This is a genomic window from Streptosporangiales bacterium, from assembly GCA_009379825.1.
Lineage (GTDB): Bacteria > Actinomycetota > Actinomycetes > Streptosporangiales > WHST01 > WHST01.
Map to the genome: position 1 here is coordinate 1 of WHTA01000049.1, position 21,856 is coordinate 21,856.

22 protein-coding genes, 2 tRNA genes and 1 pseudogene are annotated in these 21,856 nt (G+C 69.5%); 9 read left to right on the forward strand and 16 right to left on the reverse strand.

Translation table 11 applies throughout. From position 1 onward, the window contains the following. The first annotated feature begins 45 nt into the window (after nt 1-45). Complete coding sequence (locus tag GEV07_20595) at nt 46-234, forward strand: helix-turn-helix domain-containing protein (protein ID MQA05015.1); 189 nt, start codon at nt 46-48, stop codon at nt 232-234. Continuing rightward, entirely contained in the window at nt 201-1,358 is a 1,158-nt protein-coding gene (locus GEV07_20600; GenBank protein MQA05016.1) for a tyrosine-type recombinase/integrase, read from the forward strand. Before GEV07_20595 ends, GEV07_20600 begins: the two co-directional genes overlap by 34 nt. A 19-nt stretch (nt 1,359-1,377) precedes the next feature. Here GEV07_20600 and GEV07_20605 read toward each other — a convergent pair. Continuing rightward, nucleotides 1,378-1,450, reverse strand: a tRNA-Arg gene (locus tag GEV07_20605). Nucleotides 1,451-1,460: 10 nt separating this feature from the next. Between GEV07_20605 and GEV07_20610 the strand changes: the two genes are divergently transcribed. Further along, entirely contained in the window at nt 1,461-2,516 is a 1,056-nt protein-coding gene (locus GEV07_20610) for a tyrosine-type recombinase/integrase (protein MQA05017.1), read from the forward strand. On the opposite strand, the gene GEV07_20615 is transcribed toward GEV07_20610, so the two are convergent. Next, on the reverse strand, nt 2,494-3,045 hold the full coding sequence (locus GEV07_20615) for a transcriptional regulator (GenBank protein ID MQA05018.1): 552 nt from the start codon (nt 3,043-3,045) through the stop codon (nt 2,494-2,496). The genes GEV07_20610 and GEV07_20615 overlap by 23 nt on opposite strands. 59 nt (nt 3,046-3,104) lie before the next feature. On the opposite strand from GEV07_20615, the gene GEV07_20620 reads away from it, so the two are divergent. Next, entirely contained in the window at nt 3,105-3,947 is an 843-nt protein-coding gene (locus GEV07_20620; GenBank protein MQA05019.1) for an alpha/beta fold hydrolase, read from the forward strand. Between the two features lie 21 nt (nt 3,948-3,968). Here GEV07_20620 and GEV07_20625 read toward each other — a convergent pair whose 3' ends face one another. The 6 genes and pseudogenes from GEV07_20625 to GEV07_20650 form a co-directional block, all read right to left on the reverse strand. Then, the gene (locus tag GEV07_20625; GenBank protein MQA05020.1) at nt 3,969-4,679 is read right to left on the reverse strand and encodes a spermidine synthase; all 711 of its coding nucleotides are present in this window, start codon (nt 4,677-4,679) and stop codon (nt 3,969-3,971) included. Nucleotides 4,680-4,733: 54 nt separating this feature from the next. Continuing rightward, on the reverse strand, nt 4,734-5,324 hold the full coding sequence (locus tag GEV07_20630; protein MQA05021.1) for an ATP-binding cassette domain-containing protein: 591 nt from the start codon (nt 5,322-5,324) through the stop codon (nt 4,734-4,736). Further along, entirely contained in the window at nt 5,096-6,208 is a 1,113-nt protein-coding gene (locus tag GEV07_20635; GenBank protein MQA05022.1) for an ATP-binding cassette domain-containing protein, read from the reverse strand. Before GEV07_20635 ends, GEV07_20630 begins: the two co-directional genes overlap by 229 nt. Beyond that, the gene (locus tag GEV07_20640; protein MQA05023.1) at nt 6,193-7,008 is read right to left on the reverse strand and encodes an ABC transporter permease subunit; all 816 of its coding nucleotides are present in this window, start codon (nt 7,006-7,008) and stop codon (nt 6,193-6,195) included. The genes GEV07_20635 and GEV07_20640 overlap by 16 nt, the downstream gene beginning before the upstream one ends. Then, entirely contained in the window at nt 7,005-7,955 is a 951-nt protein-coding gene (locus GEV07_20645) for an ABC transporter permease subunit (GenBank protein ID MQA05024.1), read from the reverse strand. Before GEV07_20645 ends, GEV07_20640 begins: the two co-directional genes overlap by 4 nt. Further along, a pseudogene (locus GEV07_20650) lies at nt 7,952-9,515 on the reverse strand (peptide ABC transporter substrate-binding protein). The gene GEV07_20645 and the pseudogene GEV07_20650 overlap by 4 nt, the downstream one beginning before the upstream one ends. A gap of 176 nt (nt 9,516-9,691) precedes the next feature. On the opposite strand from GEV07_20650, the gene GEV07_20655 reads away from it, so the two are divergent. Genes GEV07_20655 through GEV07_20665 form a run of 3 tightly spaced genes read left to right on the forward strand, consistent with a single transcriptional unit; the run spans nt 9,692 to nt 11,743 of the window. After that, the gene (locus GEV07_20655) at nt 9,692-10,456 is read left to right on the forward strand and encodes a methyltransferase domain-containing protein (protein MQA05025.1); all 765 of its coding nucleotides are present in this window, start codon (nt 9,692-9,694) and stop codon (nt 10,454-10,456) included. Nucleotides 10,457-10,509: 53 nt separating this feature from the next. Then, on the forward strand, nt 10,510-11,034 hold the full coding sequence (locus GEV07_20660; GenBank protein ID MQA05026.1) for a redoxin domain-containing protein: 525 nt from the start codon (nt 10,510-10,512) through the stop codon (nt 11,032-11,034). 37 nt (nt 11,035-11,071) lie between these two features. Beyond that, the gene (locus GEV07_20665; protein MQA05027.1) at nt 11,072-11,743 is read left to right on the forward strand and encodes a haloacid dehalogenase type II; all 672 of its coding nucleotides are present in this window, start codon (nt 11,072-11,074) and stop codon (nt 11,741-11,743) included. 5 nt (nt 11,744-11,748) lie between these two features. Here the strand turns inward: GEV07_20665 and GEV07_20670 are convergent, their stop codons facing one another. From GEV07_20670 to GEV07_20690, 5 genes are all read right to left on the reverse strand, one after another. Beyond that, nucleotides 11,749-12,555: a cyclic nucleotide-binding domain-containing protein gene (locus tag GEV07_20670; GenBank protein MQA05028.1), complete on the reverse strand. Its 807-nt coding sequence runs from the start codon at nt 12,553-12,555 to the stop codon at nt 11,749-11,751. Nucleotides 12,556-12,583: 28 nt separating this feature from the next. Further along, the gene (locus tag GEV07_20675; protein ID MQA05029.1) at nt 12,584-13,033 is read right to left on the reverse strand and encodes a hypothetical protein; all 450 of its coding nucleotides are present in this window, start codon (nt 13,031-13,033) and stop codon (nt 12,584-12,586) included. Nucleotides 13,034-13,112: 79 nt separating this feature from the next. Next, nucleotides 13,113-14,474: an NAD(P)/FAD-dependent oxidoreductase gene (locus GEV07_20680; protein MQA05030.1), complete on the reverse strand. Its 1,362-nt coding sequence runs from the start codon at nt 14,472-14,474 to the stop codon at nt 13,113-13,115. Nucleotides 14,475-14,478: 4 nt separating this feature from the next. Beyond that, the gene (locus GEV07_20685) at nt 14,479-15,270 is read right to left on the reverse strand and encodes a methyltransferase domain-containing protein (protein MQA05031.1); all 792 of its coding nucleotides are present in this window, start codon (nt 15,268-15,270) and stop codon (nt 14,479-14,481) included. Then, nucleotides 15,267-16,799, reverse strand: coding sequence for a radical SAM protein (locus tag GEV07_20690; protein MQA05032.1), 1,533 nt, complete (start codon nt 16,797-16,799; stop codon nt 15,267-15,269). The genes GEV07_20685 and GEV07_20690 overlap by 4 nt, the downstream gene beginning before the upstream one ends. Before the next feature lie 101 nt (nt 16,800-16,900). On the opposite strand from GEV07_20690, the gene GEV07_20695 reads away from it, so the two are divergent. Together GEV07_20695 and GEV07_20700 are read left to right on the forward strand one after the other, a co-directional pair. Continuing rightward, nucleotides 16,901-17,725 (forward strand): helix-turn-helix domain-containing protein, encoded by an 825-nt coding sequence (locus GEV07_20695; protein MQA05033.1) that lies wholly within the window; start codon nt 16,901-16,903, stop codon nt 17,723-17,725. Nucleotides 17,726-17,762: 37 nt separating this feature from the next. After that, nucleotides 17,763-18,869 (forward strand): amidase, encoded by a 1,107-nt coding sequence (locus GEV07_20700; GenBank protein MQA05034.1) that lies wholly within the window; start codon nt 17,763-17,765, stop codon nt 18,867-18,869. Between the two features lie 87 nt (nt 18,870-18,956). Here GEV07_20700 and GEV07_20705 read toward each other — a convergent pair. From GEV07_20705 to GEV07_20715, 3 genes are all read right to left on the reverse strand, one after another. Then, nucleotides 18,957-19,047 (reverse strand) — tRNA-Ser (locus GEV07_20705). Nucleotides 19,048-19,103: 56 nt separating this feature from the next. Further along, nucleotides 19,104-20,123, reverse strand: a complete 1,020-nt coding sequence (locus GEV07_20710; protein MQA05035.1) for an Ion channel protein — start codon at nt 20,121-20,123, stop codon at nt 19,104-19,106. A 38-nt stretch (nt 20,124-20,161) separates the two neighbouring features. Beyond that, complete coding sequence (locus GEV07_20715) at nt 20,162-21,793, reverse strand: long-chain-fatty-acid--CoA ligase (GenBank protein MQA05036.1); 1,632 nt, start codon at nt 21,791-21,793, stop codon at nt 20,162-20,164. Nucleotides 21,794-21,856: the final 63 nt, after the last annotated feature.

Below are 21,856 nucleotides of genomic sequence, written 5' to 3' on the forward strand. Positions count from 1 at the left end.
GACACCAACAGGAAGGACCCCACTCGATTGGAAGGACTACTAAGAATGATGAACGCGGAAGGGTTGTGGACACCCGATGATTTGTCCAGCTACCTCGATATCCCGAAGGAAACGCTCTACAGGTGGCGCTATCTCGGCATCGGCCCTGTTGCCGTGCGCATCGGCAAGCATCTGCGGTACGACCCTGCCGACGTGCGCGCATGGCTGGACGAGCAGAAGAGGGCCGTCGCATGAGCATCAACCGACGTGGTGACAGGTGGCGCGCCCGCTATTACGGGCCCGACGGCCGCGAACGTAACAAGACGTTCGATCGTAAGATCGACGCGCAACGCTGGCTCGCTGACCAGAAAGCACGCATGAGCCGAGGCGAATGGATCGACCCTGCCGCACTACGAGTCGAGTTTGGGGTCATTGCAGAAGAGTGGTCCGGTACCACGCTGCACCTCAAACCACGTACCCGCGACGGTTATCGTCGGCTCCTCGACCGGCGCGTCCTCCCTCGCTGGCGACATATCCCCATGGGCAAGCTCGTCGGCTACGTGTCCGACTGGATCACCGAGCTAGGCTCGGCTGGCCTGTCTGCCACCGACATCCGGCAGACCGTCTACGTCTTCTCCGCCGTCTGCCAGTACGCCATCCGCACCGGACGACTCCACGTCAACCCACTTGCCGGAATCAAGCTCCCCCGTCCGAAGGCAACAAGGGAGCGGATCTTCCTCAACCACGTCGAGGTCGCCAAGCTCGCAGCCGAGGTCGGGGACTACGCCATCTTCATCCGCACCCTTGCCTATACCGGCATGCGCTGGGGTGAAGCCATTGCACTCCGCGTTCGTGACATCGATCTCAACCGTCGCCGCATCGACGTCCATCGCGCCTACACCGATCTCGCGGGCAAGCTCATCGAGGGCACACCCAAGAGCCACCAGGCACGCACTGTGCCACTGCCGCCCTCGCTCTGCGCCGATCTACAGGCGCTCATCGACGGTCGAGAGCTCAACGCCCATGTCTTCACAGCACCACGTGGCGGACCGCTCCGCCTCACCAACTTCCGACGTACTGTCTGGATCCCAGCCGTCAAGGCCGCCGGGGTCGACGGCCTCACGATCCACGGTCTACGGCACACCGCCGCGTCGCTGTACATCTCTGCTGGGACGCCACCCAAGGTCGTGCAACGCGTTCTCGGACATGCCTCGATCACCATCACGATGGATCTCTACGGGCACCTCTACGCGGACGAGATGGATACCTGGGCTGAACGCCTCGACGAGGCCGCCCAGCAATCCGACGTACGGCCAGAATGCGGCCAAACCGACGATGACGAGGACAACGAAGGCCCTGCTGCGGTAGGTGCAAGCTGATGACCTGGGAAAACGTGGGCGCGCTCGGAGGGATTCGAACCCCCAACCTTCTGATCCGTAGTCAGATGCTCTATCCGTTGAGCCACGAGCGCCTGTGTTGTATTGTCTGACCTGCAGTTTTGCGGTTACGAGATCACTGTATCACGCGCGCACGCTGACGATAGAGCTTATGATCTCACTATGGCAAGCATCTCCGGACTGCCGGAAGATAGTGTACGGCACGCTCAGGTGTGGCCGGCGCTGAGGAGTCTCATTCCCTCTTGGGAGCTGGCGTTGGAGGCTGCCGACAAGTCCAGGCAGACCATCCGTTCGTACACCGATTCCGGGAGGGCGCTCGTCTCGTGGCTTGCTGCCAACCAGCTGCCGGTCGACGTGTGTGGGGTGAAGGCCGAGCACGTCCGCGGGTTCCTCGCGGCGGAGAGCGAGCGTACGTCGCCGGCGTCGGCGGACGTTCACTTCCGGAACCTGCGGGTGTTCTGGAACTGGCTGGTCGCCGAGGGCGAGCATCCCGGGCCGTCGCCGATGAAGTACGTGGAACGGCCGATCGTGCCGAAGACTCAGCGGATGCCACTGGAGGACGCCGAGCTCACGGCCTTGCTGCGGACTTGCCAGGGCAACACCTTCGAGGACCGGCGCGACCTGGCGATGATGCGCATCCTCATCGACAACGGCATGCGGATCTCTTCGCTCGCTGGGCTCCGCTACGACTCCGAGGACGACGAGGAGACCGACGTCTTCTTGAAGCGACGCATGCTGCGCATCAGAAAGAAGAGCGGCGACCACTACTTCGTCCCGATCGGGAAGAAGTCCGCCGCTGCGATCGACCGGTACCTGCGTGCTCGGAGCGCGCACCCGCGGGCGGATTCGCCGTATCTGTGGCTGGGTAGCCGCGGGCACCGCACCAGCCAGATGACCACCAGCGGCATCCGTCAGATGATCGAACGCCGCGCCGAACAGGCTGGCGTCCAGGGGGTGCACCCGCACCGGTTCCGCCGCACCTTCGCCGACGAGTTCCTGGGGTCGGGCGGCAACCTCGACGATCTCATGGTCATTGGCGGGTGGTCCGACTACAACTCCGTCAAGCCTTACCTCGACGGACGCAAGGCCGAGCGAGCCCGCATCGCCCACGAGCGCCTCAGTCCCGGCGACCGCCTCTGACGCCGGTGGTTGGCGGAGTGGCTTCCGCAGACGCGACCGCCTCCCGTAGTGCTGCCATCGCCGATGGCCGTTCCGGGTGTGGGTCGGGAGAGCCGAGGTGTGCGACGCGCAGCTCGTCCATCAGGCGGTGCCAGAGCTCGGTGCCGCCTTCCTCGAGTACGCGTGCGCGTGCTGCGAGGCGCGGGGTCGTGTCCCGGTGTCGGAGTCCCCAGGAGCCGAGTGCCGCTAGCACGGGCACGAGCTGGATCGCCGGCTCCGTGAGGGTGTAGCGCGCGCGCTGGCCTCGTCGCGCCTCCGCGCGCGTCAGCAAGCCGGAGTCGACGAGCCGGGCGAGACGGTCCGCGAGCAAGTTCGACGCGATGCCTTCCTCGGAACCGGTGAGGAGCTCCCGGAAGTACCGCTTGCCACCGAAGATCATGTCGCGGAGTACGACCGGCGTCCACTGATCACCGAACGCTTCGACCGCGGCGTTGATCGCGCACCCGGAACGGGGTGAGGTGCTCACGTCACCTCCACGAAGTGGTTGCATCTCGCAATCACTATACCTATGATGCCAAGTGATTGCGAGTTGCAACTACTGGAGTCACGATGGAGATCCTCGAACTCGACGGCGTCGAGCTGGCGATGGACCGCCGCGGACCCGACGGCGCACCCGCGCTCCTGCTCGTCGCAGGCGGTGGCCAGTCGATGGACTGGTGGACCCCCGAGTTCTGCGACCGGCTCGGCGACGGTGCGCGGCAGGTGATTCGTTACGACCACCGCGATACCGGCCAATCGAGCACGTCCCCGCCCGGACAGCCCGACTACACCGGCGACGACCTCGCCGCCGATGCACTGCGCATTCTTGACGCCCTCGGCATCGACCGTGCGCACCTGATGGGCATGTCGATGGGCGGCGGTATCGCGCAGAACATAGCGGTGCGCTCACCCGGTCGGGTGCGGTCGCTGACGCTCGTCGAAACCAGCCCCGCAGGTGGCGACCACGGTGCCCTGCCGCCGCCGATGCCCGAGGTCGCCGCGACCTGGGAGGAGCCCGAGCCGGAGATCGACTGGGTCGACCAGGCCGCGGTCATCGACTACCGCGTCGACGTCGAGCGGCCGTACACCGGTTCGCTCGGGTTCGATGACGCAGGCGTGCGTGCCCTGGCCACGCTCGAGGTGCGCCGCAGCCGCAACATGGCATCGTCGATGGCGAACCACTTCATCGCCGGCCCTGGGGCCTCGGCGGACCCGGCCGAGATTCGTGTGCCGACGCTCGTACTCCACAGCGCCGACGACCCGATGTTCCCTCTCCCGCACGGGGAGGCGCTCGCGCGAATGATCCCAGGAGCCCGGCTCGTGCGTCTGGACGGAATGGGGCACGAGATCCCGCCGCCCGCCGTGTGGGACGTGGTCGTGCCGGAGGTGCACAGGCACCTACTCCCGTCGTGACGGAACAGTGTCGGTGGCAGGTCAGCTGGCGACGTACACGGTGCTGGCCGAGGTGCCGCCGGTGAGCGGGTTGGGAAACGTGACCACGTGCGCCTCCTCGCTCTCGAAGACGTCCGCGAGCACGGCGCGGAAGCCGGCGTCAGGCGGGTCGTCCGACCACAGGGCGAAGACGCCGCCGGGGTGGAGGTGACGGGTGAGGTCCCTTAGGCCGTCCCGGGTGTAGAACGCGGCGTGGCTCGGGTGCAGGACATGTCGTGGTGTGTGGTCGATGTCGACGAGAATGGCGTGGAACCGCCGTCCGGGCGTGGCGGGATCGAACCCCACGTCGGTGCACACCGTGGCGAAGAAGTCGCCGCCCACCAAGCGAGTCCGCGGGTCGGACGCCAAGCCGGCGGTGTCGGGCAGCAGTTCACGCGCATGCCAGTCGATGACCTCGTCGAGCGCCTCCACCACGTGCAGCGAGCGAACCCGCGGGTCCTCCAGTACGGCGCGCGCGGTGTAACCGAGCCCCAGCCCTCCGACGAGCACGTCGATGTCGGCATCCGACACCTCCTCCAGTCCGAGGTGCGCGAGCTCGATCTCTGCCACCGTGAACAGGCTCGACATGAGGAACTCGTCGTCGAGCTTCACCTCGTACACGTCGACCTTGAGAGACGGTTCGAGCCGCCGCCGCAGGATGATGGTTCCCATGGGGGTCTCGCGCCAGGCGAGTTCCTCGAAACGCGCGCTCAAGACCGGGACCTCCAACGACGAAAAGTGGCCGGCGCACTGATACGCCTGGGTCCGTCACCGTACTCCGATGGTCAGGACGCGGTCACAGAGGCGGGTGACCACTGCGGCGTCGTGGCTGATGACGAGGAGGGCGAGGCCGGTTGCGCGACGCAGGTCGTCGAGGAGGTCGAGAACCTGGGCCTGGGTCTCGGTGTCGAGGCCGGTCGTGATCTCGTCGCAGAGCAGAACGGACGGTGCGACGGTCAGCGCCCGCGCCAGGGCGGCTCGTTGGAGTTCGCCGCCGGACAACCCGTGGGGGCGTCGCCGGGTCGTCTCGGGGTCGAGTCCGACCTGTTCGACCGCCGCGGTTGCGCGCCGACGAGCCGTCCGCTCGTCCAGTCGGAGCAGTCGCCGTGCTGGTCGTTCTATCTGTTCGTTCACTGGCCAGTACTCGACGAACGATGACCGTGCGTCCTGGAAGACGTACTGGATCCGGGCGAGCTGCTCGTGGGTTCGGTGGGTGGCGTGTCGGGGTAGCGGTTGGCCGTCGACGGAAATCGCCCCCTTGGTCGGCGCGGCCAGCCCGGCGATGCAGCGGGCCAGGGTGGTCTTTCCACTGCCCGACCGGCCGACGACGGCGAGGCTCTCGCCGCGTGCCAGCTCCAGGTTGACCCGTCCAGTACGGCCCTGGCTCCACGCCTGCGGTGCCGGTACTCCAGGTCACGTACGCGAAGTTCCGGCTCGGTCGCGGAGGATACGGCCGTGCCGGTGGCTTCGGTGGCCGACCGGGACGCAACGAGCCGCCGGGTGATCTGGTGACTCGGTTCTCGTAGCACGACGTCGGTCGGCCCGTCCTCGACGATGGCGCCCGAGCACATCACTGCGACCCGGTCGGCGACGTCGCTCACGACCGTGAGGTCATGACTGCACACCAGCAGGGCGATGCCGGAGTCGGCCAGCGAACGTAACTCGGCGACGAGCTGCTGCCTAGCTGATGCGTCCTGCGCCGTCGTGGGCTCATCCACCACGATCACCGATGGATCACAGGCCAGCATCTGGGCCAGGACGACGCGTTGTTGCTGGCCGCCGGAGAGCTGATGTGGATAGCGGTCGAGTAGCTCGTCCACCTCGGTGATCTGTGCACGCAGCATCGCCTCACGTACGTGCTGGCTCGTCGAGCTACGGGTCCCTCGGCAGTGTCTTGCGACGACCTCGTGCAGCACCGCGCCCACCTTGCGAGTCGGGGTGAGCGCCGCACCCGGGTGCTGTGGGACGTAGCCGACCAGACCGGCAGCCGGTTGCCGGTCCGGCGACACGCGCTCACCCACGACCCGCACGGAACCATCGAGATGAATGCCGCGGCCGACCTCACCGAGCAGAGCCCGCGCGGTCGTGCTCTTTCCGCTCCCGGACGGACCGACCAGCGCGAGCGCCTCGCCCTTGGCGATGCGCAAGCTGACGTCGTCGACGATGGTGCGCTCACCCACGGTGGCCCGTAGGTTCTCGACGACCACTGCGCACTCCGCGATGTTGCTCATGCCCTCCTCCATGGCCGTCGCTGGAGCGTCTCGGTGCGGTCGAGCGCGGAGTCGAACACCAGATTGGTGCCTACGGTCAGCGCCACGATGAGCAACGCGGGGAGGACGACCGACCACGGCGCCAGGAACAGACCGGCGCGGTTCCGGTCAACCATGACCGCCCAGTTCGACGCGTCCGGTGCGAACCCCACGCCGAGGAAACTGGCCGAGGCGACCAGGTAGAGCGCGCCGGTCAGCCGCAGCCCGGCGTCCGCGGCGAGCACTCGCAGTAGCGCGCGGGTCGTGTACCTGACGCCGCGCCGCCACCAGGTCTCGCCGTAGAGCCGCATGGCCTCCATCGCGGGACGGCTCGCTACCTCCAATGCCGCGGCGCGCGCGACGCGCGCCACGTCGGGCGCGGTTATCACCGCGACCACGAGGGTGAGGGTCACGGCGCCGCCGGGGACGGCCGAGGCAACCAGGAGTACCAGCAACAACGACGGAATCGCGAGTACTACGTCGAGTGGGCGCATCAGCAACTCGTCGATCCTTCGCCGTGCGCTCGTCGCTGCGAGGATGGCGATCGGTACGCCGATGAGGTACGCAATCACGGTGGCAGCGATCGCGACGACGATCACGGAGCGCCCGCCGAGCAGAACCTGCTCCAGCACGTCCCTGCCGACGAAGTCCGTACCTAGCGGCGTACCAGGCGTAACGGTGAAGGCGGCCGAACGCTCGGTCGGGCCGTCCACCGCGAACGGTCCCAGTAGTGCGACCAGCAACGGGACGGCGATCAGGCAAGCGCCGAGGGCGTGCCGCAAGGTCCTGGTCATCGCACCACTTCCGTCCGCGGGGTGAGACGGAACGCCACCACGTCCGCGACAGCGTTGACGACGATGGTGGTGCAAGCGAACAGCACCGCCAGGGCCTGGATGACCGGCAGGTCGCGTGCGGAGACCGCGTCGACGAGAGCCGTGCCGAGTCCTGGGATCACGAAGACGGCCTCCACCACGATGACACCACCGAGCAGCCAGTCGACGGTTCTCGCGAGTTGTTGCACCGCCGGCGTGACAGCGCTCGGCAGGGCATGCAGCAACAGCACCCGCGGACGGGACAAGCCGAGCCGCCGCACGTGCTGTACGTACTCGGCCGCGAGAGCGTCGATCACGCCGGCGCGCACCAAGCGCCCCAACGAGCAGACCGGTCGAGCAACGACGACCAGCACAGGGAGGACGAGAACTGCCGGCTGTCCGATCAGCTCGTCGCTGACACCGAGTGCGGTGGCTGGCAACCAGCCGAGCTTGATTGCGAAGACCGCGACCAGCACCAGACCGACCGCGAACTCGGGAACGGAGTACAGCGCGAGCGTGATCGAGGTAAGAAGTCGGTCGAGCAGTCGACCATGTCTGACCGCGGCCGCGACACCGATCGCCAGCGCCAGCGGTACGAGCAGCGCCAGGCTGAACCCCGCGAGGACGAGCGATGGGCCGACGCTGTCGGCGAGCACGTCACTGACTTCGCGCGGAGCGACGAGCGAACGTCCGAGGTCACCGTGCATCAGTCCCCACAGCCAGTCGAGGTAACGGACGGCGGCGGGGCGGTCCAAGCCCATCTGGTCCCGGAGCTGCTCGATGGTCTCCCGCGACGGGTTGTCACCGGCGGCAGCGACCGCCGCGTCGCCGGGCAACGCCTCGGTGAGGCCGAAGACCAGCAAAGTGACGGCAAGTACCTGGAAGAGGCCGAACCCGAGCCTGCCGAGTGCATAACGGCCTAGGTTCACGCCAGCCACACGTTGTCGAAGCGCGCCCAATCGAGGGTGTTCGCCGGAGCTCTCTTCACCCCGCCGACGTTGTCCGCTACTGCAACCAGCCAGTCGGCAATACCCCACACCAGGAACCCGCCCTCGGCGTGGAGCTGCCGCTGCATCCGCTCGTAGAGCTCGGTGCGCTTGCTTCGGTCGGTGGTGGCCTGTGCCTTCGCATAGAGGGCATCGAACTCCGGCCGCTGCCACTTGGTGGCATTGACCGGCGAGTCACGCAGCAGCCGCTGCGAGATGTGGGTGCCCTATCGGCATCGCACCGGACCGGTAGCTGGCGAGCGCTCCGCGGTCGAGGATGTCCGACCAGTAGGTGTCCTTGTTGCCCGTCACCACATTCAGCGTCACCCCGGCAGCACGCGCCTGGTCCTTCAACAGCGATGCCGACTCGATGAAGCCGGAAGCCACCGAAGAGGTGAGTAGTGTGACCTCCAACTTGGTCGCCCCGGCCCTGCGCAGGTGCCACTTCGCCTTATCCACGTCGTGCTGGCGTTGCGGGACGTCGTCGGCGTAGTACTCGTAGCCCTTGCCGAACAGGTCGTTGCCCACCTCACCCTGACCGGACAAGACCGTGGACACCAGCTGCTCACGGTCGACAAAGTGCATCATCGCGCGCCGGACGTCGACATCGTCGAACGGTGCGCGATCGACCTTCATCGCCAGTGCATGCATACCGCTGCGCGGCAGGCTGACGACTGTTACGCCCTCGGTCTTCTTGTGCGCACGAGCCGTCGTCGCGGTCAGATCGTGCGCGTACTCCACCTGACCACCGACCAAGGCGTTCATCCGACCCGACTCATCGTTGCTCACCACGATCTCCAGCTCGTCGAGATACGCGGGCCGCTCCCAGTAGTCGTCGAATCGCTTGAACAGCGCGGACCGACCCGGTTCGAACGAGACGTACTCGAACGGCCCCGAGCCGACCGGCTCGGCGAAGTCGTCCGCACCCTCGGGGACGATGTAGGCGCCGAACGCTGCCAGCACCTGTGGAAAGTCCGCAAGTGGAGACTTGAGCACGAACTCGATCTCGCGCGCCGACACCGCACGGCTCTTGACCAGGTCGATCGGCTCCAGGTCAGCTTTGGCGCGGAACGCACGCTTCGGGTCGGTGATCCTGCGATAGCTGTAGAGGACGTCAGCAGCACGCACCGACTTGCCGTCGTGGAAGCTCGCCTCCCGCAACGTCACCCGCCAGGTGCGCAGGTCCTTGCTCGACTCCCACGCCTTGGCCAGCCGCGGCTGCGCCGAAACATCCGAACCGCAGTCGGCAAGCTTGTCGAACAGCGCCTTCGCGCGCGCAGCGTCCGCGAACAAGTTGGCGCGATGCGGGTCAAGCGTCTCCTGTGCACCAGCGCCGGCAAAGGCGGCACGCAGTCGCCCACCGCGACGCGGGCGACCTATCCCACCCGTACCGTCCTGCCCGCCGCAACCGAGCAACACGGCCCCAGAACCGGCAAGAAGCGTCGTGCCAAAAGTGCGGCGAGTGATTTCCGAAGACATATGCGGGATGATAACTATTTTCATTAGTACGAGTCTCGCGCAAGAGGGGAGCGACCATGGGGTGCGCACGCAGAGTCAGCAAGCCCTGGTTGGTGGTCGCCATGCGCGTCATGGCACTCCTGTCGTGAGGTTCTTGTTGCATATTATTTGCAATAGATCGGAGCTCGTCCAGCCTCGGTGCGGGCTGGCAGGGTGGTGGCATGGCGCAGGCGGCGGACTGGCGGGGTTACCTCTACGGGTTTCATGCTGCGCACGCCGGGGTTACCGAGCGGGTGCTGGCGCGGGCGACTGGGCGTGCCGGGGGTGATCCGTACCGGTGGTTGGTCGAGCCGCTTCGGGACGCCGACGCTCCCCTCCTCGATCTCGCGTGCGGGTCCGCGCCTACGCGTGCGTTGCTGCCGGGTGTGCCGTGGGTGGGTGTCGACCTGTCGGCGGCTGAGCTGGCGCTGGCCGTCGCCGGGGGACGGACGCCGGTCGTACGGGGCCGCGCCGACGTGCTGCCGGTCGCCGACGGAGCCATCGGCGCGGTCTGCGCGGCGATGTGCTTCCAGGTGCTCGAACCGCTCGACGGCGTGCTCGACGAGCTGCGCCGCGTCCTGCGTGGGGACGGCCGGCTGGTCGCGCTGGTGCCGGCCCGGGCGAGCTGGACGGGTGTACTGCCGTGGCTGCACGTGCTGCGGGCACTCGGCGTACGCACACTGCGCTGGCCGAACCCGCAGGCGCTCGACGGCCTGGGCAAGGTCCTGCGGGCCGCCGGTTTCGCGGTCGACGCCGACGAGCGGCGGGTCTTCCGGCTCGCGGTAGAGACGGCCGCGGACGCGGAGCTGGTGGTCGACAGCCTCTACCTGCCCGACGTCGACGAGGAGCGGATCGCCGCGGCGAAGCAGGCGCTGGCCGGGTGGGCGCGGCCCGGGCGCAGGCTCCCGCTCCCGCTGCGCCGCGTCGTCGCACACCTGCCCGGCTAGCAACCGTGGGCCCGCTCACATACGCATCCGCAGGATCGCGGGAGGGTGGCGGTGTGCAAGCCGGCGACCTGGTGACCCCACGCACGCTACAGACGGCGTGGGGCGAACCGGTGCGCGTACCGGACGCCGACCGGCTGGTCCACCTCCAGTTCCGCAGGTACGCCGGCTGCCCGGTGTGCAACCTGCACCTGCGGTCGGTCATGTCCAGGCGCGGCGAGATCGCCGCCGCCGGCGTGCACGAGGTCGTCGTGTTCCACTCCACCGTCGAGTCGATCGCGCAGTACCAGGACGACCTGCCGCTCACGGTCGTCGCCGACCCGGAACGGAAGCTGTACGTGGAGTTCGGCGTGGCGGCGGCGCCGCGGTCGGTACTCGACCCGCGCACCTGGCCGGCCGTCGTCCGTGGTGTGTGGGCGATGCGGTCGGTACGTGGCGCGATCGGCGCCGGGGAGGCGCACCTCGGCCTGCCCGCCGACGTCCTCATCGACACCGACGGTCGCGTGCTGGCGAGCAAGTACGGGGTGCACGCGAACGACCAGTGGTCCGTGGACGATCTTCTCGCCCACGCGCAGCGGTGACACAGTGGACGCCAACAGCCGCAGGAAGGGAGACGCGATGGCGCACAAACCCTCGGCGATCGCGTTCGACGTGATCGAGACGCTGTTCCCGCTCGAGCCGCTACGCCGGCGGATCACCGACGTCGGGCTGCCCGGTCACGTGCTCGAGCTGTGGTTCACCCGGCTGCTGCGCGACGGGTTCGTGCTCGCCGCCACCGGTGGGTACCGCCCGTTCCCCCAGATCGCGCTGGCCGCGCTCGGCACGGTGACCGGGTACCGGCTCACCGACGAGCAGAGCCGGCAGGTCCTCGCCGGGTTCGGTGAGCTCGACCCGCACCCGGACGTCGAGCCGGCGCTACGGCGCGCGCACGAGGCCGGGGTGCAGGTCGTCACGCTGACCAACGGGTCCGCAGAGACCACCGCCGGGCTGCTGCGGCGTGCCGGGCTGGACGGGTACGTCGAGCGCACGCTGTCCGTCGACGACGTCCAGCGGTGGAAGCCGTCGGCAGCGGTCTACCTGCACGCGGCGAGCGTCTGCGACCTGCCGCCGGACCGGGTGGCGCTCGTCGCCGCGCATGCGTGGGACACCCACGGCGCACGACAGGCGGGCCTGGTCACCGGCTGGGTCAGCCGGCTGGAACAACGGGTCGCCGACGTGTTCGCGCCTCCCGACGTCACCGGCGACGACCTGCCGACCGTCGTCGACGGGCTGCTGGCGTTGCCGGACTGACGTCCTCAGTCGCCGGCCTGGTTCTCCACGCCCGGCAGGTCGAGGATGGTGATGCGGCCGCGGCCCAGCTTGACCAGCCCGGTGTCGGCGAGCTCGCCGAGCACCTTCGTGGCGGTCTCCCTGGACGTGCCCACGAGCGCCGCCAGCTGCTCGTGCGTCACGGTGACGACCGGGCCACGGCGGCGCAGCGGCGTCGGGGCGTCGGCGGCGGCGAGGGTGACCAGCGTGCTGGCGATGCGTTGCGGCACGCTCTTGAACACGGTGTCGGTGAGCCGGCGTTCCATCTCGGCCAGCCGGCGGCCGAGGGTCTCGGTGAGTCGTGCGGCGACGCGGGCGTCGGCGAGCAGGAAGCGTTGGACGTCCTGCTTGCCCATCACACAGACGACGGTCTCGTCGATCGCCTCCGCGTAGTTCTGGTACATCCGCTGGCCGACGATGGGCATCTCGCCGAAGATCGTGCCGGGCACGACGATGGCCGTGGTGAGCGCGCGCCCGTCCGCGGAGACCCGGAAGATCCGCACTCGGCCGCGCTTGAGGATGAACAGCACTTCCACCGAGGTGTGCGGGGAGTACACCACCTCCCCGGTCGCGAACGTCTTCAGCGGAAGTGCTGCCCCGATCTCGTCCATCTCCGCCGGTGTGAGGTCGCAGAAGATGTCCACCTCGGATATGCACCACGTCGCGTCCTGCGCCGCCGCGGCACGCTCCACGTCGGTCGCCTCCTCGCGTCGCGCGGGTGCCCAGGGCGGTGGCCGGTCGCCCCAGGGTTGCCGGTCGAGGGCGGAAACGCCCTCGACCACACAGTACGACACCTCGGCGGAGGAAGCGCGCGGCCGCGGCTCAGTCACGCTTCAGCCTGGGCTGCACCAGCGCGTAGCCGAGGCCGAGCAGCAGCCCGAAGACCAGGTGGCCCATCAGGCTCATCCAGGCGGTGGTGCCGAACTGGAACACCGGCATGCCCAACCGTGCCGGCATGATCAGCAGTCCGCCGATGATCCACCACACCACGCCGTACCCCATACCGAGGAACAGCGCGGCGACGACGCGGTTCGCGATCGGCGCGAAGAACAACGCGAACGTCGCCCCGATGAAGGCGGAGATCGCCAGGTGCACCAGCCACCCGACGGCCACCGCCTCGGTGCCGACGAGCATCGCGACCATCGGGATCATGCCCATCATCTGCATCAGCACGCCGAAGACCACACCGCCGGCGAGCCCGCCGACGATCCCGGCCAACAGCCGGCCGATCAACGAGGTGGTCGCACCGTGGGATGCACTCGCGGTAGCCATTTTCACCCCTCCTGTCGAGAAACGTGCCGTGACCGTACGCAGGCCGGCTCACGCGCGTCGGTGAGCGCGCACACATTTCTCAGTCGGCGCGCGCCTGTCGCGCGCGGCGGCCGCCGATCGGCAGGAAGAACTGCGCGGCAGCCAGCTGCACGCCGTACGACCAGGTGGGGTACGCGTGGGTGGCGGCGGCGAGCCGTCCGGTGAACATGCCGGTGGCCATGGCGAGCGCCGGCTCGTGGATCAGCTCCCCCGCACGGGACGCGACGATCGTCGCGCCGAGCAGCCGCCCGCCGCCGGCGTCGCCGAGCACCGGCCGCGGGCCGGCGACCAACTTGACGAACCCGTCCGTCGCGCCGGCGGTGATCGCGCGGTCCATCTCGGCCATCGGCAGGTACGCCACCCGCGCCCGGCCACGGCGGGCGGCGGCCGCCTCGGTGTGCCCGACGTGCGCGACCTCAGGGTCGGTGAACGTCACCCACGGCGTCGCGTGCGGGCGGTAGCGGCGCCGGCGCCGGCCGAGCGCGTTGGCTGCGGCGATCCGGCCCATCTCGAACGCGGCGTGCGTGAACGGCAGCCGGCCGGTGACGTCGCCCGCCGCATACACGCCGCGGGCGGTGGTGGCGAGCCACTGGTCGGTCACCACGGCGCCGCGCCCGTCCGCCTGCACGCCGGCCGCAGCCAGGCCGAGCCGTTCCGTCACCGGCTGCCTGCCGGTGGCGACGAGCAGCCGCTCGGCCGTCACCGACGTGCCGTCGCCGAGCAGCAACCGCACCCCGTCGCCGGTTGCCTCGACCTTGTCGACCGACGCGCCTGCGGCGACGGTGCTGCCCTCGCGCGTCAGCACCTCGGTGAGTACTGCGGACGCCTCGGGGTCCTCGCGCGGCAGCAGCCGGCTCGCCGCCTCGACCACGGTGACCTCGCTGCCGAACCTGGCGAACGCCTGCGCCAGCTCACACCCGATCGACCCGCCACCGAGTACGGCCAGCGACGCAGGCAGCTCGGCGAGGTCGAAGACGGTCTCGTTGGTCAGGTACGGCACGCTGTCGAGGCCGGGGATCGACGGCACGAGCGGGGCCGAGCCGGTCGCGACGACGAACCCACGCGCGGTGAGCGTGCGCCCGTCCACCGTGATGCGGCCGGGGCCGGTGAAGCTGGCCCGGCCGAGTTCGACCTCGATCCCCTCGCGCCGTAGTGCCGCGGCGTCCTCGGTCGCCGCGATCTCTGCGACGACGTCACGTACCCGGCGGGTCGCCGCCGCGAACGGCACGCCGCGCGCGGCCGACTCGATCAGCGTCTTCGACGGTACGCAGCCGTGGAACGTGCAGTCGCCGCCGGGTTCGCCGTCGGAGACCAGTAATGTCCGCGCGCCCCGGCCGACGCCGGCGCGGGCCGCGCCCAGGCCGGCCGCCCCGCCACCGACGACGATCAGGTCGTAGTCCACGGCATTACCCCGGACGTTCCGCGACGAGTAGCGAGTAGCCGAGCACGCCGTCGGCGACGGCGGCGCGGGCGGCGGCGAGTACAGGTGCCGCGCGGTCGAGGTCGATACCCATGGCCGCCACCTTGTCCCGTGCCGTCATCCGCACCACGGCCAGCCGGGCCTCGATCTGGTCGATCAGTCGCGACAGCGCCTCGTCGTGCGGCTCGGTGTGGGTCACGCGCAGCCCGGCCGCGGCGAGGATGTCGACGTAGCCGCGCACCGGCCTGGCGTCGGCGATGCACGCGATCCAGGCGGTCAGCGAGGTCAGCTCCGCGGGCAGCCGGTCCAGGTCGGCGGTGACGTCCGTGATGCCGAGCCGACCACCGGGCCGCAGCACCCGGGCCAGCTCGGCGGCGGCGGTGGTCTTGTCGGGGAACGTGCAGAACGCGCACTCGCATATCACCGCGTCGAACGCGGCGGCGGGGAACGGCAGGCGTTCGGCGTCGGCCGCGCCGAAGTGCACCCGGTCGCCGAAGCCCGCACCGTCGGCGGCCCCGGTGGCCAGCGCGACGTTTGCCGGGGACAGGTCGACACCCTCGACATGCACCCCGTGTTCCTCGGCCAGCAGCATCGCGGACGTGCCACGCCCTGCCGCTACGTCGAGGACCCGTACGCCCGGCGTCAACGACAACCGCGCGGCGAGCCTACGGGTGAGGGTGAGCCCGCCCGGGTGGTACGAGTCGCCGAGCAGCAGAGCCACCAGGTCCGACCCGTACGCGGCCGCGCAACAGGCCTTCACCTCGTCCTGATGAGTCATGGCGTCCTCCGTGCGACCTTCGAACCGTATGGGGAGTCGGCCAGGATCGGTTGCAGCGGCGTGGCGTTCGGCACCACGCCGGCAACCGGCACCCCGGACATCTGCTCGCGCACCTGCTCGCGGTAGCCGACGGAGTTGTACGCGCAGAACGGGATCAGCCTGCCGTCCGGCGTGATCTCCTCCACGCAGCACTTCATCAGCTGCTTGACGTTGAGCGTGTACGGGTCCTGGAAGTCCTGCACCACGATCATGAACGCGCGGTCGGTCAGGTCGGTGACTGCGGGCGGCAGGTCGATGCCGCAGGCGTCGGCGCAGTCGAGCGCCTCCGCCGTCGCGGCGAGCTGCTCCGTCGTCGTGTCGGTGCCCATGAACGCCGATGCCGACCACAGCTTCTCCAGCGCCTCCCGTACGGCGAAGTCGGGCACCACGCGGTTGGTCACGTAGTCGAGGTAGTCCTCCACGTTCAGCAGCCGCGGGATCGGCACGACGCCGAACTCGGGGTCGCCTGGTGCGCCCTCGGTCAGCAGGTAGGTGATCGACCGGCAGGTCGGGAAGCAGCACGGCACGGGGAAGAAGTCGTCCTTGCGTAGCCAGTCCGGACGCTGTTCGGCGAGCAGCTCGATGACGTCGGAGTTCGTCAACCGGGTCAGCGGGTCGAACTCGACGTGCCGGCCGGAGTGCGTGACCGGCTGGAACGAGACCCCGCGCACGGCCGGGTGCGCGAGCCCGTACTCGACGATCGCGCCGACCTCGTGCTCGTTCAGACCACGTTCGACGGCGGCAACGAGGGTGACCACGAGCCCGGCCGCGGCGCAGTTGTCCAGCGCCCGCTGCTTCACCTCGCGCAGATCCCTGCCGCGGATCTCCAGGTGCGTCCGCTCGTCGAACCCGTCGAACTGCAGGTAAATGCTCACCCGCCGGCCCGGCCGGTTGCGTTCGCCGAGCGCCGCGACGAACCGCTTGTCGGACGCCAACCTGATCCCGTTGGTGTTCAGGGTCACCGAGCGGATCGGGCGCTTCTGCGCGAGGTCGACGAAGTCGAGGATGTTCTTGTGGATGGTCGGCTCCCCGCCGGAGAGCATCACCACCTCCGCCTCGCCCTCGGACGCGACGAACGCGTCCAGCATCCGCTCGCACTGCTCGGCAGTGATCGAGTACCCGTCCGGCTGGTGGCCGGAGTCGGCGAAGCAGATCGGGCAGTCCAGGTTGCAGCCGGTGTTGACCTCGATGATGCCGAGGCAGGCGTGCTGCTTGTGCTCGGGGCACAGCCCACAGTCGCTCGGGCAGCCGTCGCGCACCTCGGTCTGGAAGGTGAGCGGGATGGTGCCGGGCTTGTTGAACCGCGCCGAGTCCAGGTACATCTGCGCGTCGCCGTACACCAGCGCCTCGAACCAGCCGTGTTCTGGGCAGCGCTTGCGCAGGTAGACCTTGTCGTCGCGGACGTTCACCTGCGCGTCCACCACCGTCTTGCACACGGGGCACACCGACCTGGTGAACTCGATGAACACCTCCGTCCGGTCCTGCTTCATGCCTGCCCTCTCGCCGCCGCCACGCCATCAGCTTGACCCTGCCGGCGCCGCGGGTCCAGGTCGGTAAGCCTGCTCACATACCCGGGCGTTATGTTCGAAGGATGCCGGAGACCGAACACACGCCTGGTGGCAAGGCGGGTGTGCAGTCGATCGACCGGGCGGTCGCGGTCTTGCGGTGCTTCGGGCCGCAGCGCCCGGAGCTGGGCATCAGCGAGCTCGCCCGGACGACGGGGCTGTCGACGAGCACTGTCCACCGGCTGCTCGTCGCCATGCAGCGCAACGGCCTGGTGCGACAGGTCCCCGGCCGGCGGTACACGCTGGGCCCGTTGCTGGTGCAGCTCGCACGCAGCGGCCTGTTCCCCGCCACCGTCCGCGACGCGGCGATCGAGGTCATGCACGAGCTGCGCGACCGCTTCGACGAGACGGTGGCGGTGCACGAGCTGCTGCCGACGTACGAGCGGGCCGTCGTCGACCAGGTGGAGAGCCGGCAGGAGCTGCGCCGTACGTACATCGAGCTGGGCGCGCCGATCGCACTGCCGCTCGGTGCGCCCGGCAAGGTCATGTTGGCGTACGTGCCCGCGCAGGTGCGCGACGCGATCCTGGGCGAACCGATCGCGAAGGTCACCGCGACGACGGTGACCGACGTGGCCGAGCTGCGCGCGCAGCTCGACGAGATCAGGGAGACCGGCTACGCGTACTCGTACGCCGAGCGCACCCCGGGCATCCGGACGGTGGCCGCCGCCCTGTTCGACCACACCGGCGAGGTGGTCGGCGCGTTGAGCATCAGTGGGCCGGAGATGCGGATGCCGCACGAGCACATGGTCGAGCTTGCGCCGCCCATGGCGGAGGCCGCCTGGCAGGTCTCCGTGCGTCTCGGCGCCACCGTGGAGGGCCTGGCCGAGTGCAAGGAGCGCGCCGCCGGCTGACCCCGTGGCGTACCGCGGTACGGCAGGATGAGCGGCGATGACGACCTGGCTGCTGCGGCTGGACGTAGACGGAGAAGGACCGCGGGTCGCGGTCAAGGACTGCATCGACGTCGCGGGTACCCCGACGACCGTGGGCTGTGCGGCGATCGCGGCGGACGCGGAACCGGCGAGGTTCGACGCGCCCGTGGTGGCGAACGCCCGCGCGGCGGGCGCGCGGATCGTCGGCAAGACGAACCTCACCGAGCTGTGCCGGCACGCCGACGGCGTCAACCCGTGGACCGGCACGCCGCGCAACCCGCTCGACCCGGAACGGATCCCCGGTGGCTCGTCCAGCGGGTCGGCGGTGGCCGTCGTGCGCGGGGAGGCCGACGTCGGTTACGGCACCGACACCGGCGGGTCGGTGCGGGTGCCGGCCGCGTGCTGTGGGATCGCCGGGCTGAAGACCACGGCGTCGCGGGTGCCCACGCACGGGGTCTTCGAGTTCTCCCGCACGCTCGACACGGTGGGGCCGCTGGCCAGGGACGTCGCCGGGCTCGCCGTCGGGATGGGGTTGCTCGAGCCGGGGTTCGCCGCCGCCGCGACGTACGACGGTCCGCGTACGGTCGCCCGCCTGCGGCTGCCCGGCGTGGCGGCCGACCTGGACCGGGCCGTGGACGCCGCGCTCACCGCGGCCGGCATCGCGGCCACCGACGTCACGCTTCCCCAGTGGGACGACTGGGTCGCAGCCGCCAACACCATCATGACCGCGGAGGGCTTCCACGCGCACCGGCACCTCCTCGACCGTGCCGACCAGCTGGAGGAGCGGCACGCCGAGGGGATCAGGGAGGGCGCGGCGATCCCGGCGGAACGGGTGGTGGCAAGCCGTCGGCTCGACCGGGCCGCCCGCGTGGAGGTGGCCGAGCTGCTCGACCGCTACGGCGCGCTCGCGCTGCCCACCATGCAGTCGCTGCCGCCGAAGCTCGGCGAGCCGGCCGCGACGACGTACCTGACCGCGCCGGTCAACCTGCTGGGTCTGCCGGCGGTGGCGTTGCCGGTGCCGCGCGACGCCGGCGGGTTCCCTGCGTCGCTGCAGCTCGTCGGCCCCTGGTTCGCGGAGGAGCAGCTGCTGGCCCTGGCCGGGCTCGTGGAGACCGCGCTCGGCTAGCCGGCCACCGAAATGCCACGGGCCGACCTCGGGCGGTGTGGTCACCGCGAGGTCGGCCCGGTGCGGACCACCAATGGGAATCCCCAGCGGAGGCTCCGGGATTCGAACCCGGGAGAGAGCTATAAACCCTCAACCCGCTTAGCAGGCGGGCGCCATAGGCCAACTAGGCGAAGCCTCCAGATCTAGCGAACAAAGGCTACCGTTCCCGTCTCGACGGCTGCAAAGCGGCCGCGGTCAGGTCTGCGAGAGGTGGTCGGGGAACTGGATGTAGACGAGCTGGTCGCCGCGGCGCAGCTCGCCGGCGTGGTTCGCCGGGATGGCCTCCTCCCGGGAGCCCCTGACCACCGCGACCACGACCTCCGTCACATCGCGGACGCTCTTGCCGATCTCGGCCTCGGTGATCGGGCGCTGCTTCAGGTCCAGGCCGATACCGTACGAGATGAGGTCCTCGGCGACGGCGGCGACCGACGGCTTGCGTGCGGCGAGGCCGACCAGCCGGCCGGCGGCCTCCTGCGCGGTGATCACCGACCTGGCTCCGCTCTGCTTGAGCAGGTCGACGTTCTCCTCCTCCCGTACGGAGGCTGCGATGTAGACGGTCTTGTTCAGTTTCCGTACGGTCAGGGCGATCATCACCGCGCTGTTGTCGTCGTGCACGGTGATGAGCACGGCGCGGGCCCGGTCCACGCGTGCCTCTTTGAGGGTCTCCGACTGTTCCGCGTTCGCCTGGATCGCCACGAGGCCCATGGCCTGCGCAGCCGCCACCCGTTCCCCGCCGGGGTCGATGACGACGATGCGGTTCGGTTCGAAGCCGTCCGTGATGAGCGTGCGTGCGGCGGCCCTGCCTTTGGTGCCGAAGCCGCAGATGATGATGTGGTTACGCACTCGTGCCTTCCAACGGGAGATCCGGTACTCCTTGCGGCTGCGCTCCGACAGTGCGGTGATCGTCGTGCCGATCAGCACGATGAGGAAGAGGATCCGCAACGGCGTGAGGATGACGATGGTGAAGAACCTCGCCTGCGGGGTCACCGGCACGATGTCGCCGTAACCCGTGGTGGACAGACTCACCGTGGCGTAGTAGATGGCATCGAGCCAGCCCACCGTCGACCCGTCGGAGTCCTCGTACGCCTCGTGGTCGGCCATCACCATGACGGCCGACACCAGCACGATCGCGATGGCGAACGCGATTCGCCTGCCGATCTCCACCAGCGGTGGCCGCTCCCGCCGCTGCGGCAGCCGTAGCTCCATACGTGCCATGGAGGTCAGGCTAGTCCCGGCCCGGTGTCCGGCCGCGCTCAGCCGTGCGCGACCTGGCGTATCTCCAGCTCATCGTCGGCGTACCGCTGCCGCAGGACCTTCTTGTCGAACTTGCCGACGCTGGTCTTCGGGATCTCGTCGACGAACGTGAACTGGTCCGGCAGCTGCCAGCCCGCAAACTCCGCGCGCAGCGACTCGCGCAGCTCCTGCGGGTCCGGGGTGGCGTCCGCGGCGGCGACCACGCACGCGAGCGGGCGTTCGCTCCACGTCTCGTCCGGGATCGCGATGACGGCCGCCTCGAACACGCCTGCGTGCGCCATCAGCGCGTTCTCCATGTCGACCGACGAGATCCACTCCCCGCCGGACTTTATGACGTCCTTCGCGCGGTCGGTGATGGTGAAGAAGCCGCGTTCATCGACGGTGCCGACGTCGCCGGTACGCAGCCAGCCGTCCTGGAACTTCTCCGGGCTGTCCTCGCGGTAGTAGCTCTCGGTCACCCACGGGCCGCGCACCTCGAGCTCGCCGAGCGACTCGCCGTCGTTGGGCACGACGGAGCCGTCGCCGCCGACCAGCCGGTACTGCACCTCCGGAAGGATCCTGCCCTGGCTGAGCCGGCAGCGCAGCGCCTCCTCGCCGGTGAGCTCCTGCGGCGGGAACGCGGTGCTCGCCAGCGGCGAGGTCTCGGTCATGCCCCAGGCGTGGCGCACGGTGACGCCGAACTCCTGCTCGTACGCGAGCATCAGCGAGCGCGGCACGGCGGAGCCGCCGCAGATGACCTTGCGCAGCGACGACAGGTCGGTGCCCGCGCCGCGGGCGTGCTGCAGCAGGCCGGTCCAGATGGTCGGCACCGCGCCGGCGACGGTGGGCCGTTCCGCCTCGATCATCGCCGCGAGCGGCTCACCCTGCAGGAACCGGTCCGGCATCAGCAGGTCGGCGCCGACGAGCACAGAGGCGTACGGCAGTCCCCACGCGTTCGCGTGGAACATCGGCACCACCGGCAGCACCCGGTCGTCCTGCGACAGCGCGGCCACGTCGCCGCGAGCGAGCGCGGACGAGTGCAGGTACGTGGACCGGTGGCTGTAGACGACGCCCTTCGGGTTCCCCGTCGTGCCGCTCGTGTAGCACATGCCGGCGGCCTGCCGCTCGTCGATCTCCGGCCAGGGGAACGTCGGCTCCGCCGCGGCCAGCGCGTCCGCGTACCTGTGCACCTCCACGCCGTCGGCCGCCACCGTGGCGAGGTCGGCGTCCCCCGTCACGAGCACGTGGCGCACGCAGGGCAGCTTCGGCAGCAGCCGGCCGAACGGCTCGGCCAGCGTGCCGTCGACGATGACCACCTCGTCCTCGGCGTGGTTGACGACGTAGACGAGCTGTTCCGGGAACAGCCGGATGTTGATCGGGTGCAGCACCGCGCCCATCGCGGGAACGGCGAGGTACGCCTCCAAGTGCTCCTGGTTGTTCCAGCAGAATGTGCCGACCCGCTGGTCACCGTCCACGCCGAGCGCGCGCAGTGCGCCGGCCAGCCGGGCGATCCGGCCACCGAGCTCGCCGTAGCTGCACGACCGGGACCCGGTGCCCGTCCAGGTGAGTACGCGGCCGTCGCCGTGCGCAGTGGTGCTGTAGAGGGCGAGGTTCGTCAGGGAGAGAGGGACGTCCATCATCGTGCTCTTCATCGAGCCTCCTTGGTCACGGACGCAAGGTTGCTCACGATGATGGACCCACAACGCCGCCGGGCG